The following is a 12,979-nucleotide window of genomic DNA, read 5'->3' on the forward strand; positions in this document are numbered from 1 at the left end:
AGACTCCTCGTTATTGGATTGGATTAGTTTCTAGATGGAAAATGGTTTCTCCATCTTTCAAAGTCTCCAAAACCTGTATATCTTTAATATCCATTTTATCTACTTTCAATGGATTTTTGTCTAATATTACTAAATCTGCCAATTTCCCTTCTTCTAGACTTCCTTTATAATCCTCCTCAAAATATTGATAAGCGGCATTAATAGTTACAGCCTTCAGTGCCTCATAGACACTGACACACTCTTCCGGTCCAATATCGACACCATTTCTGGTTTGCCTATTCACTGCACACCAAATTGTATGCAGCATGTCCGGTTTCACGATTGGCGCGTCCTGGTGGAAGTTCACACATAGCCTGCGATCATATGCTGATCTTGCCGGGCTGATACGCCGGCCCCGTTCTTCTCCAAGATTTTTGAGATGTACATCGCCCCAATAGTACGTATGCGCGATAAAGATAGAGNGGCAAATACAATTAAACGGAATGCCTTACTGGATGGGAAATCAAATTCCTCTGCGGCCTGCGGGACATTATCAAATCCGACATAAGCCCATGGGGCAATGGCGACGATGGATATAATGGCAGCAATTGCTGTTGTCTCCGGCGGGAACATTGGCGTAATATTGGAAAATCCTGCACTTGGCTGGATACCGACAAGAAGCAGCAGAATAAATATAGCTGCAATCATAACGATACAAAAAACAAATTGCATGCTTCCTGACAAGGTTGTTCCTCTAATATTAAAAAATCCGAATACTGCAAGGAGAATGGCTGCTACAAAAACTTCGGTCAAATAAACATCCCAGCCTGCAATCTGGTAGAGCGGGATGTTTTCAATAACTTTCGGAAAGATAAATTTAATCATAAGGGCAAATGCAGAGGCATTTAATGCAACAATACAGATGTATCCTAAAGTTAAAAACCATCCGGAAATAAAAGCGTGTGTTCTGCCCAGACTGACATAAGCATAAGCGAACTCACCACCGGAAACAGGGAAGCTCTTAATCAGGAACCCGTAACTGACAGCAATCAGAATCATCAGCAGTGCACCGATAAAGAAACCGATAATTACTCCAAGCGGTCCTGCTGTAGACATCCAGTTGATTGGCTGTACAAAAGCTCCCCAGCCAATCGCTGAACCTAAAGCAATCGCCCAGACCCAATGAGGCTTGAGTGTTTTCGTAAGCGTTTCTCTCTTTTTCACTTCTTTCATAAGCTAGACTCCTCGTTATTGGATTGGATTAGTTTCTAGATGGAAAATGGTTTCTCCATCTTTCAAAGTCTCCAAAACCTGTATATCTTTAATATCCATTTTATCTACTTTCAATGGATTTTTGTCTAATATTACTAAATCTGCCAATTTCCCTTCTTCTAGACTTCCTTTATAATCCTCCTCAAAATATTGATAAGCGGCATTAATAGTTACAGCCTTCAGTGCCTCATAGACACTGACACACTCTTCCGGTCCAATATCGACACCATTTCTGGTTTGCCTATTCACTGCACACCAAATTGTATGCAGCATGTCCGGTTTCACGATTGGCGCGTCCTGGTGGAAGTTCACACATAGCCTGCGATCATATGCTGATCTTGCCGGGCTGATACGCCGGCCCCGTTCTTCTCCAAGATTTTTGAGATGTACATCGCCCCAATAGTACGTATGCGCGATAAAGATAGAGGGGATCATGGATAATTCTGCCATTTTATCAAGCTGATCATTCCGTACAGTCTGGCAATGAATCATAACAGGTCTTAAATGATGTTTATTTGGATTCTCTGATTCTTTTAAAGAAGCTTGATAGTTACGCAAAAGCTGATCGGAGGCAGCGTCACCGTTACAATGCGTCAACAGTTGTACATTGTCATTAATTGCGGCATCTGTAAATTGCTTCACCTGCTCATCCTGATACCATGGATATCCCCGATAGCTCTCTTCTCCTTCATACGGTTCTGTCAGCCAGGCGGTTTTTCCTTGAGGAGATCCGTCTAAAAACATTTTATAACCGCCGATTTTAAAACGGTCAGTATATTTTTCTGCATAAGCCTGATTTTCTTCCATCAGCTTTTGAGGTTCTGCATCAAAGACAGGGTAGGCAACAACATCTATTTTCAGCTTTTGCTGCTGTGCCAATGTTTTGAATAAGTCAATGATTTCTTTTGATGATGCGCCGTCCTGGACGGTTGTAATGCCATTTTTGATATAAACATCCTGGGCAAGATCAGCAAGTTTGATATCATCCCGCTTCACATCTTTGAAAAGAGTTTTCTGTAAGCCCATCATGGCATTTTCTTCTAAATAGCCATTTGGCTCTCTGCTGCCTTCAATCCGGCCGATGGCTCCACCTTCTGGATCTGGTGTATGCTCATCTATACCGGCTAATTGCAGTCCCAAATCATTCGTGCAGCCTAAGTGTCCGGATGCGTGTAAAATTAAGATTGGATGCTCCGTGGATACTAGATTTAGAATATCTTTGGCTGGATGACTGTTTTCCTCAAGAAAATTATTATCATAGCCAAACCCGACTACAATATCTCCCTCTTTCAGCCTTTTTTCCTGAATATAATCTTTCAACGTCTGAATGATATCGTTAAAATTGCTGCATTCACTTAAATCGGCCATCAATGTAAATTGACCGACCATCGAAATATGCCCATGCGGGTCGATAAAACCTGGCATCAATGTTTTGCCTTGGAGATCAATCTTTTCTGCGTGATGTGCAGCTGCCTGTTTCACTTCTTCCAGACTTCCCAGCTTCTTAATAAGACCGTCCTCTATTAAAACAGCCTCTACGCTGTCAGATTTTCCAGTCATTGGAAGGATATCGCCGCCATAATATAGTTTTTGCATGACATGTCACTCCTTATTTTTTATAATACTTTTGCATAAGATTTTTCTTTGTTTTCCATCGGTTCGACAGTTTTCTTAAAGTCATATGTTTTTCTTCCCCATACTTTGGAAACTTTTAATAAAATTAAATAAATGGGTATAGGTGCTAATAACCATAGAATTCCTGCTGTGACAGACAGCGTTCCAGCCATCATCATCATAATCGTAGTAACTGTAACATAAGAGAACATCATAGGGATGTTCATCATGCCTAATTCAATGGCAGTGGTGGAGCGTAGGGAAGGTTCAATAATTCTTACCAGCGCAATTCCGCTCGGCACCGTCCCCAGTGAAGTTCCCAGTAAACCAAGCGTTCGGGAAAAGTCGTTGTCGCCGCCGAACCGTTTTCCAAAATATAAAACCACAGCGACCGTTAAGATCGTGATAACAATGGATTCAATGATAATCGGAATAATCCACTGACCGATGATGCTGAATTGAACGGCCATGAAAGAGCATACAACCAAATAATCTGTGGACCAGCCGGTAATTTTTGTTTGAAATGTATTATCCAGCAAATGATCGAGCTGAAGCTTTTTCAATATCATTTTAACCAGATAACCGGCCAGCATCCCATAAATAAACAGCATTCCGCCAAGGGTTGGGCCGGCTCCTGGAATTAGTGAAACGAGATGGGCCATTCCTAAAGCCAGCACATAACAGATACCAATCATCGTAAAATGAAAGGTCATCGTATCCATATTTCCGCTGAAGACTGTTTCCTGTCCGATCGACTCTTTTTTGTCATCCTTTGTAAAGTAGCCGCGTTTTATATAGTCTTTAATCTCTGATTCACCATATTTCTTGGCTAATCCACGTTTTAATCCATATTTTGCAATTGGTACGCCAACTAAGAAGCAGGCAATAAAACCAATTGCTGCAAAGGTAAGGCCGACCATAGCTGCATTTTCTATCCCATATTGCTGTTCAAAAATGGAGCCGAATGTGGCTGCTTGACCAGGTCCCTGCGTAAAAGCAAACGGGATTAGCAACCCATATAGCGCGTCCATCCCAAAATAACTGCCAGCTAATAGAATTACAACAGCACCAACAGCAGGTGTCAGCGCATATAATAGATTCCAAAGCATACCAAGGCCAACAGCGCCTTTGGTAATTTGCTTACCAACAGTATTATCTTTTTTATTTTTATTACTTGTTAAACCAATGGAAATGAACGTAATAGTAAATAGCTGTGTAACGATGATTGTGAACATTTCGGCATTGGTTGCCTGAATAAGGTTTGTATTCATGACAATCATGCCTAAAATACCAGCTATGACACTTGCAGGTACCAGCATATTTCTAATAAAAGATACTTTTGATCTGATAATCATACCAAGACAAAGCAGGATGCTTGCGATTCCAAAAGCAATCATAAAACTCATACTTATGACCTCCTCAAAAAAACTGTCTATTATTGTCTACATAAATATAGTATTCATAATTTTATGCTATAAATAACAGCGAACTCAAGGGGGTAAGAATGTTCGTACCAGTTAAGCAATAGTAGATTATTCTATGTTCAATTGCTATTTCTCGCCAAGGTTATCTTAAAGGAGTACATGTCGGCCCGATAATGGGCTCTTTCAAATTCGACAAAATCCCCATTCATATCTGTGATTTTTCTTTCGGCAATAATGATACTTGAACCTTCTGCAATATTTAACAGCTGCGCATCATTGCTTGTTGAAGTACCAGCTTTGATTTCCTGCTCTGCCTGGAAGGTTTTTACTTTTAATTCCCGTTCCAGTAATTCATAAAATGCCTCTTGATTTAAATTGAATTGCTCTAGCTTTTTACCTAATGTAACTGGGTAGTAATGTCGCTCAACACCCATTGGAATTTCATTCACATATCTTACTCTTTTAAAATGATGGGCCTTTTCTAAACCGGTGATATCTTTTAATCTTCCAAATAGTTCAATTTCTTGAGAGGTAACTAATCTTGTTCCCGGTGACATCCCCATTTTTTCGATATTCTCTGAGGTGCTACTCAGGCTGCCAAGCCAGTCGTTTATTGTCCTGACTGCTATAAAGGTGCCTTTACCCGGTTTTCTTATCAGGATACCCTTACGGACAAGCTGCTCTATACTTTGCCTTACCGTACTTCTGCTAACATAATATTCATCCATCAATTCCCGCTCACTAGGGATTTTATCTTCATAATGGCCAGTATATATTTTCTGCTCTATTTTTTGTTTTAATTGCACATGAAGAGGAATGGAATTTGTATAGTCTAAGCTCATTGGTTTTCCCTCCATAGATTGCAAAGTTTTCTTTCCAATTGATATTTTTATTTGCTTTTTCACAAGGGTTGAATGGAAAGTACTCGGTTTGTTTTATATAGATATACTATCAGATTTTTTTGGATGAATCTATATTTCGTAAATTGTTGTTCCAGGTAATGAAGTTTATGGCTGGAAATTATTTGAATTCATAGATTGAAATTTTTAGATAAAAATTAAGAAGTCTGGAATTCCACAAAATTGCTAGTATCTCCATTATAGACCTGTTTGAAAATACTGTCGTTATCCTAATTCTTTCACAATAAAAAAACAAGGGTTTCGGCAGTGTGGAAATAACATTATCTCCGGTGTGTTCCTTTTCTGTTTATATACAGCTGTCAGCAAACTCAAATTCATCTGATGATTATATTCTCATTGTTTTCGGAGATATAATCATACCGAAAGGAAGTATCTATAGAAAGAACATAAAAATTAATTTGTTTACATATATTTTACCTGCTATTCACACTGTCTACATATTCTATCATTACAATTAATCAGTGACAGAAGTGCTTAAAAATTTAATATTTTAACGTATTTCTAAATAAATGAGGGAGTGGTTATAGATAAATGTTGAAGTACGTTTGGTTTGATTTAGGGTATACGCTGGTTTATGTAAATAGGGAAGAGAAATATCAACAGAAGCCGCAACGCTATGGAGTGAATATATCTATTGAAGAATTGAAACAAGGATTTCATGTAACAGATAAATATTTTATGAGAGAGTTTCCAGGGCTCCTCAGTAAAAAATATGAGCTTTATGCTGCGTCTTATTATAAGGCATTGCATGAATATTTGAACTTAGATTCGGAGCTGGATTTCAAACAATTAACGAAACCTGCAGATGAAAGCAGCCCTAAGGGCAGATGGATTGCGTTTGAAGATACTATTCCAACATTGCAAAAACTGAGAGAACAAGGCGTGAGCATAGGGTTAATTTCCAACTGGAACCACACTGCCAGAGAAGTGCTGAAAGAAACTGGTATTTTCAAATACTTAGATCATATCGTGATTTCATCGGAAGTAGATGTCGAAAAACCAAATGAACAAATTTTTAACATTGCACTTGATGAAGCAGGTGTTACCACAGAAGAATGTTTGTATATCGGGGATAACTATTATGATGATGCCATTGGAAGCAGTAAAGTTGGGATGAAAAGTATTATTATCAATCCGTACAATCAACTCGGAATTGAAGAACTAAAGAATGTGCAGGTTATTTCTAATATCAAAGATTTATATCCCGCCATTCAATCTAAACTACTTCTGGTTTAAAAGGGAATGAAAGAAGGTGAGCGTCTGGAAAAATCGCGAAATTTGTCATTTTTTCTAGAATGATAGCAATTCTATTAATATCATGCGAGTGGTATTCATCTTCGGAGTATCCTATAAAAATGTAAAGTGGAAAAGGGAAATGACATCCTTTATACAGCTTGAACAGAAGTCTATTTATGTGATAGAAAATAATTATTCATGTAGATGTAAAACAAAAGAAAGTATTCAAAGGGAGAATGACAACGATGAAACAAACAATCAAACTATTACTTTTTACAATTTTACTCTTGATGTTAGCAGCTTGTGGAAATAATGAAAATGATGATTCGGCCTCTGAAACAGATAATGCGAAGGACACAGCAGCGAAGGCAGCTGGAAATGACACCACCCTGCAAATTGCAATGAAATCAGAAATCGATAGCTTAGATCCTTATCAAGCATCTGCTACAGATACTGAAATTATGATGAACAACGTATTTGATGGATTATTTGATTCAGATGAAAATGGTGAACTAGTACCCAATCTAGCAACAGATTATGAGGTATCTGAAGATAATTTAACATATACTTTCACTCTCGTTGACAATGCTGTTTTTCATAATGGTGAATCTTTGACTGCAGAAGATGTGGTTTATTCTTATTCTAAATTAGCAGGGTTAGAAACAGGAGAGCCAATGTCTGATAAGTGGGCGGTTGTAGAGAACGTTGAAGCAACTGGTGAGTATGAAGTAGAAGTTACCTTGAAAAATGTAGATTCTGGATTTTTGGCACGTACAATTGCTGCCATCGTCCCAGCGGATTACGAGGAACAAGATACACATCCAATTGGAGCAGGACCGTTTAAATTTGTTGAATATAAAGTATCTCAAGAGTTAGTGCTTGAGAGAAATGATGATTATTATATGGAGGATAAAGTGCCAGAAGTAGCAGAGGTGCATTTTGCCATTATGCCAGACACACAAACGGCAGTTCTGGCGATGCAATCTGGAGAAATCGACATTATCCCAGGTGTTGGTGAACAAGAGCTAGCCCAGCTTGGTGAGGATGTTACAACACTTTCAGGACCTCAAAATATGCCTGTTATCTTTGGGTTAAATCATGAAGTAGAGCCTTTGGATGATATAAATGTCCGAAAAGCCATCAATATGGCAATCAATAAAGAGGAAATTATGGACACTGTAATGCAAGGGCACGCTACAAGAATTGATTCTAACTTTAGTCCTGCAATGGCCTTTTTCTATGATGATAGTGTAGAAGGTTATTATGATTACGATATAGAAGCAGCGAAGGACCTGCTTGCTGAAGCCGGCTACCCAGAAGGTTTTGATTTAAGCATGACAGTGCCTTCACATGCAACATTGTATACAGATTTAGCGCAAATCGTTGCGGATCAATTAGGACAGGTTGGCATCAATCTAACCTTGGAGCCAGTAGAATGGAGTACTTGGTTAGAGCAGGTTTATACTGAGTTTAATTATGAATCCACTATTATTGGCTTAACAGGGAAAATTGATCCCTATGATGTTTTAGTTCGGTTTGTTGAAGGATATTCACATAACTTTATAAACTATAACAACTCAGAATATAATGAAGCGATTGATAATGCGACACTCGAAACAGATGATAATAAGCGTGCCGACTATTATAAGGAAGCACAAAGAATTTTAACAGAAGATGCAGCGAGTGTATTTATTATGGATCCTGATTCAACTATTGCAATGAGAGAAGGTATCACAGGGCTGAGTCTTTATCCAATCGGGAAATTAAACTTAGAGGATATTACGGTGGCAGAATAGAAGGAGGCTATTGTTTCTATGAGGTTTTTAGTGAAGAAATTAGTATCCTTCATTGCGACAATTTTTATTGTATCCTTACTTATTTTCTTTATATTTAATATATTACCTGGAAGTCCTGCGCAGGCAATCCTGGGAGTGGATGCAGATGAGCAGCAGGTTAAGCTGTTAGAGGAGGAGCTGGGGCTGAATGAGCCCCTGCATCTCCGTTATATTCATTGGATTATTGGTATTGCTCAGGGAGATTTAGGTGTGTCATACAAATATGGTCAACCGGTTGCAGAAGTGCTTAAAGACAGAATACCGATATCTTTCTCATTAGCTGTTATTGCTTTAATTTTGACAGTTGTTATTGGAATTCCGCTGGGAATTTTGATTGCCAAAACGGATGGTAAATGGTCTTCTATTATATTATCCATGATTACACAGTTAGGTATTTCCACTCCTTCCTTTTGGTTAGGATTTATTTTAATCATGGTTTTTGCAGTAAAATTTGGGTTATTTCCAACCTATGGATTTATACCATGGTCTGAAAATTTGGGGGAAGCTTTAAAGTCTGTATTCTTACCGTCACTTGCGATTGCTGTTGGTAATATAGCCATTGTAATTCGCTATTTGAAAAATTCCATTTTGGATCAGACCAAAGAAGATTATGTTCGAACCGCTATTGTAAAAGGTTTGGGCGCAAATGAAATTATGTATAACCATGTATTGCGTAATGCCTTGCTTCCAGTACTTACAGTTTTAGGGTTGATTACAGCAGATACACTTGGAGGCAGCATCATTATTGAGAACGTGTTTGCTCTACCTGGATTAGGCAGTTTACTTGTTACTTCTATTGAAAGCAGGGACTTTCCGTTAATCCAGTCCTTAATATTAATTATTTCTTTAATCATTATTCTCGCTAATTTCACTGTCGATTTATTATATAAAGTAATTGATCCGAGAATTAGGGTATAGGAGTGTCGAAAAAAGTGCAAAGAAAAAGTATTACGCTTTACATAGGGGCTGTACTGGTCAGTATATTATTTTTGATGATGATTGTCAGTTTTTTTTGGACACCCTACGGTCCAAATGAAATGAATACAAAAATTGCTCTGCAAGCTCCATCCTGGACATATCCATTTGGTACAGATAATTTTGGCAGAGATATTTTTTCCCGGATTTTAGAAGGATCTAAAACGGCCTTTCTTGTTGGGATAACGTCCATTATGATTGCTTTAACATTCGGATTTATCATTGGAGGCATTGCCGGTTATTTTGGAGGAATAGTAGATGAAGTATTAATGAGAATTATCGATTCCATCTTAGCTATACCTGGTATTTTATTTGCGATTATGCTGGTTTCTGTATTCAATACCGGGATGCAAAATACCATTCTTGCTTTAGGAATTATGGGTATTCCTACATTTGCCAGGGTAATCAGAAGCGGATTTATGCAGGTAAAAGAATTTGACTTTGTGAAATCTAGTAAAGTCAAAGGAGCAGGATCTTTCCGAATTATTTTTAAACATATCCTGCCTAATATCTTCTCGCAAATCATAGTAGCCTCTACGTTATTTTTTTCAGGTGCTATCTTAGCTGAATCTGGACTAAGTTATCTTGGTCTTGGCGTACAGCCGCCAGATCCGAGCTGGGGAAGAATGCTTAGTGAAGCTCAGGCTTATATGACGAATGCTCCTTGGTACATTGGTATCACAGGTATTTTTATTGTGTTATTAGTGCTTGGCTTTAATATGCTGGGTGATGGTTTACGTGATTTGAAAGAAAAAAGAAATTAGGCGGTGAAATCATTGGCTAAATTAATGTTAGAAGTAAATAATTTAAATGTTTCTATTAAAGTGAAACAAAAAGTCTATCCGGCATTGGAGGATATCACGTTCAAGGTCAATGAAAACCAGGTTGTTGGAGTTGTTGGTGAGTCGGGAAGTGGAAAAAGCTTAACGGCTCAATCTATTCTAGGGATTTTACCAGCTAATACAGAAGTTACAGGGAGTATTAAACTGGAAAACGACGAATTAATCAATAAAAGCTCAAAAGCTTGGCAGAAACTCCGCAGTAATGAAGTTTCCCTCATCTTTCAAGAACCGATGACTGCATTGAACCCTTTGATGAAGGTAGGCAAACAAATTAGCGAGGTTCTAAGAAAGCATACCAATTATTCAAATAATGAATGTTACAGAAAAACAATTGATATACTGAAAGAAGTTGGGCTCAAACGGCCAGAAAGTATCTATCATTCTTATACACATGAACTTTCCGGAGGAATGCGCCAACGAATTGTGATTGCCATAGCACTGGTTAATAATCCGAAATTAATTATTGCTGATGAACCGACGACCGCATTAGATGTAACAATTCAGGCACAAATTATAGACCTTCTGAAAGATATTATGAAAAAGCGAAATGGTGCCATGCTATTTATTTCACATGACTGGGGAGTTATTTCACAAGTATGTGATTATGTATTGGTTATGTATGCAGGAAAAATCGTTGAACAAGGTCCAATGGAAAATCTAATATCGAACCCCCAACATCCGTATACAAAAGGTCTGTTAAAAGCAATTCCAGATTTTAAAAAAAGAGGAGAAGCATTATACAGCATTCCGCTGCGTGTTCCTGCTTTAACTGAAAGAAGAAAAGGAAACTGGCCGTATATAGAAATAACAGAAGAAAATAAGCAAGTTGTTGCTGATATATTTCCAGAGATTCTTCAAAGAGAAACAAAGGAGTAAACATATGCTTGAGCCAATTATTGAAGTAAAGAATTTAACAAAAACGTATAAAGCTGCCCAGAAGAAATTCAGACAAAAAACATCCTATATTCATGCAGTAAAAAATATAAATTTTCAAGTGCTCCCCGGTGAATCCTTTGGCATTGTTGGTGAAAGTGGTTCGGGAAAATCAACAATTGCGCATTTAATCATGGGAATTAATAAAGTGACAGAAGGAGAGATTATTTTCCGGGGAAGAAATATTGCTCAACTTTCCCGCGGGGGGGAGAGAGAGATTTGCCGCAATCTACAAATTGTTTTTCAAGATCCATACAGTTCTCTCAATCCGAAGAAGTCCATTGAATGGACATTAACTGAACCGCTTATCATTCATAGCATTGGTACAAAAGCATCAAGAAAGGAAAAAGTAATTGAAGTATTAGAAGAAGTTGGACTGGGTGAATCCTACTTGAAAAAAAAGCCTCATGAATTGAGTGGAGGACAACGACAGAGAATTGCGATTGCCAGTGCATTAATATTGGAGCCAGAGGTGATTGTAATCGATGAAGGTGTCTCAGCACTTGATGTATCTATACAGGCATCTATTTTAAATTTATTGAATGAATTAAAAGAAAAGCACAAGCTAACTTATATTTTTATTTCGCATGATTTAAATGTCGTCCAATACTTTTGCGATAAAATTGCAGTAGTTTATCTGGGAGATTTGATAGAGCTATTCCAAACAGAAGAATTTCATCAAGAAGAACATGCCGAATATACAAAGAAGCTCTTTAATGCTATTCCTGATGTTTCATTTACTTCTAGAACCAGTTAAAAGGCAGGAGAGGAGTGTAAGGATGAAAATAGGAGTTATTTCAGATTTGCATATTGATAATAATTGTAATGAACAAGTAAGTATTTCAGATTTTAGCAGAATAGTTGCTGATGAAATTGGTGAACAGCAAGTGGACCTATTGTTAGTTGCTGGGGATGTATCAAATAATCATGAAATGACACATCAGTTTATTGCAAAAGTGAAGCAGTTATCAAATAGAGAGATTTTGTTTGTACCAGGAAACCATGACTATTGGCTCAAAGGACAAGAAGAAAAAGATACAAACAAGGTACTCGAATATTTTAAAGCGCAAGAAGAATCCATTATAGAGAAGCCTTTTATCATTAATGATAATTGGGCAATTGTTGGACATAGTGCCTGGTATGATTATACCTTTGCTGATAAGCGTTTTTCCATAGAGGAATTGTCTGAAGGAAGCTTTAACGGGAGGGTATGGCAGGATAAGCTGAATACAGATTGGAAGCTGGATGACCGTACACTTTCAAAAAAATTCGCGGCTGCTATTCAAGCAGATTTAAATAAAGTAAAGGATAAGAATATTATTCTAATGACGCATATGGTTACATATAAAAATTTCGGGGTGAAAATGCCACATCCAGTATTTGATTATTTTAATGCCTTCATTGGTACATCAGATTGTAATCAGCTTCTGCAAGATTATCAGATTAAATATAATATCATGGGACATGTGCATCACAGACAAAGAGAGGAAGAGAATGGAATTACGCATATTTGTGCCTGTCTAGGAAACAGAAATGAATGGCAGACTACAGATACGGTTACAGAAATTAAGAATACGATGCAGATTATAGTTATTTAAAAGGTTCATTATAAAGAGATCAAAGTAGAAACTCGCTTGAAATTCAATATAAAGAATTTCAAGCGAGTGTTTTTAATAATTAACATTATTATATTATTAATAACTCAACTTTCGCATCTGAGAATAAACATATAAACCTTACTGTTCCAGGATGTACATGGTTTCAATTATCATGCTTGCTACTCATCTTTTTATTTTTTGAACAGGTTATTGTGTATAGCTTCCGCTCCGGCCAACCACTCCGCTTTCCATGGGGACGGCTTCAGCTAACTTGAAAAGAAACCCGCTTTTCAAGTGGATCTTCAGCTCGCCCTGTTCCCATAGGAGTCTACGTGGTTGGCCTGCGCTCTA

11 protein-coding genes and 1 pseudogene are annotated in these 12,979 nt (G+C 37.7%); 7 read left to right on the plus strand and 5 right to left on the minus strand.

Features of this window, described 5'->3' with window-relative positions; genetic code table 11:
• Positions 1 to 10: 10 nt before the first annotated feature.
• The 5 genes and pseudogenes from BN1068_RS03990 to BN1068_RS04010 form a co-directional block, all read right to left on the minus strand.
• Complete coding sequence (locus BN1068_RS03990; RefSeq protein WP_368483274.1) at positions 11 to 484, minus strand: amidohydrolase family protein; 474 nt, start codon at positions 482 to 484, stop codon at positions 11 to 13.
• Positions 457 to 1,203, minus strand: a pseudogene (locus tag BN1068_RS03995) (APC family permease); the annotation flags it as partial. The pseudogene BN1068_RS03995 and the gene BN1068_RS03990, both read right to left, overlap by 28 nt.
• Positions 1,204 to 1,227: 24 nt before the next feature.
• The gene (locus BN1068_RS04000; protein ID WP_077601551.1) at positions 1,228 to 2,847 is read right to left on the minus strand and encodes an amidohydrolase; all 1,620 of its coding nucleotides are present in this window, start codon (positions 2,845 to 2,847) and stop codon (positions 1,228 to 1,230) included.
• Between the two features lie 20 nt (positions 2,848 to 2,867).
• Positions 2,868 to 4,271 (minus strand): sodium/glutamate symporter, encoded by a 1,404-nt coding sequence (locus BN1068_RS04005; protein ID WP_254846703.1) that lies wholly within the window; start codon positions 4,269 to 4,271, stop codon positions 2,868 to 2,870.
• A 137-nt stretch (positions 4,272 to 4,408) separates the two neighbouring features.
• On the minus strand, positions 4,409 to 5,131 hold the full coding sequence (locus BN1068_RS04010) for a GntR family transcriptional regulator (RefSeq protein ID WP_077601552.1): 723 nt from the start codon (positions 5,129 to 5,131) through the stop codon (positions 4,409 to 4,411).
• 609 nt (positions 5,132 to 5,740) lie between these two features.
• Here BN1068_RS04010 and BN1068_RS04015 point away from each other — a divergent pair.
• The 7 genes from BN1068_RS04015 (at position 5,741) to BN1068_RS04045 (ending at position 12,628) form a co-directional block, all read left to right on the plus strand.
• Complete coding sequence (locus BN1068_RS04015) at positions 5,741 to 6,445, plus strand: HAD family hydrolase (protein WP_077601553.1); 705 nt, start codon at positions 5,741 to 5,743, stop codon at positions 6,443 to 6,445.
• Positions 6,446 to 6,690: 245 nt separating this feature from the next.
• Complete coding sequence (locus tag BN1068_RS04020; protein WP_175637064.1) at positions 6,691 to 8,241, plus strand: ABC transporter substrate-binding protein; 1,551 nt, start codon at positions 6,691 to 6,693, stop codon at positions 8,239 to 8,241.
• A gap of 30 nt (positions 8,242 to 8,271) precedes the next feature.
• Positions 8,272 to 9,198, plus strand: coding sequence for an ABC transporter permease (locus tag BN1068_RS04025; protein WP_254846704.1), 927 nt, complete (start codon positions 8,272 to 8,274; stop codon positions 9,196 to 9,198).
• Positions 9,199 to 9,212: 14 nt separating this feature from the next.
• Entirely contained in the window at positions 9,213 to 10,019 is an 807-nt protein-coding gene (locus BN1068_RS04030; protein ID WP_077601556.1) for an ABC transporter permease, read from the plus strand.
• 12 nt (positions 10,020 to 10,031) lie between these two features.
• Entirely contained in the window at positions 10,032 to 10,973 is a 942-nt protein-coding gene (locus BN1068_RS04035; RefSeq protein ID WP_077601557.1) for an ABC transporter ATP-binding protein, read from the plus strand.
• A 4-nt stretch (positions 10,974 to 10,977) separates the two neighbouring features.
• On the plus strand, positions 10,978 to 11,787 hold the full coding sequence (locus BN1068_RS04040) for an ATP-binding cassette domain-containing protein (RefSeq protein ID WP_077601558.1): 810 nt from the start codon (positions 10,978 to 10,980) through the stop codon (positions 11,785 to 11,787).
• A gap of 22 nt (positions 11,788 to 11,809) precedes the next feature.
• Positions 11,810 to 12,628 (plus strand): metallophosphoesterase, encoded by an 819-nt coding sequence (locus BN1068_RS04045; RefSeq protein ID WP_077601559.1) that lies wholly within the window; start codon positions 11,810 to 11,812, stop codon positions 12,626 to 12,628.
• Positions 12,629 to 12,979 lie beyond the last annotated feature (351 nt).

The sequence above is a fragment of the Oceanobacillus sojae genome, from assembly GCF_900162665.1.
Lineage (GTDB): Bacteria > Bacillota > Bacilli > Bacillales > Amphibacillaceae > Oceanobacillus > Oceanobacillus sojae_A.

Bases quoted from the DNA above. Each gene is read 5' to 3' on its own strand.
- BN1068_RS04020 (WP_175637064.1), top strand. From the start codon at position 6,691: ATGAAACAAACAATCAAACTATTACTTTTTACAATTTTACTCTTGATG.
- BN1068_RS04000 (WP_077601551.1), bottom strand. From the start codon at position 2,847: ATGCAAAAACTATATTATGGCGGCGATATCCTTCCAATGACTGGAAAA.
- BN1068_RS04040 (WP_077601558.1), top strand. From the start codon at position 10,978: ATGCTTGAGCCAATTATTGAAGTAAAGAATTTAACAAAAACGTATAAA.
- BN1068_RS04015 (WP_077601553.1), top strand. From the start codon at position 5,741: ATGTTGAAGTACGTTTGGTTTGATTTAGGGTATACGCTGGTTTATGTA.
- BN1068_RS04010 (WP_077601552.1), bottom strand. From the start codon at position 5,131: ATGAGCTTAGACTATACAAATTCCATTCCTCTTCATGTGCAATTAAAA.
- BN1068_RS04005 (WP_254846703.1), bottom strand. From the start codon at position 4,271: ATGAGTTTTATGATTGCTTTTGGAATCGCAAGCATCCTGCTTTGTCTT.
- BN1068_RS04045 (WP_077601559.1), top strand. From the start codon at position 11,810: ATGAAAATAGGAGTTATTTCAGATTTGCATATTGATAATAATTGTAAT.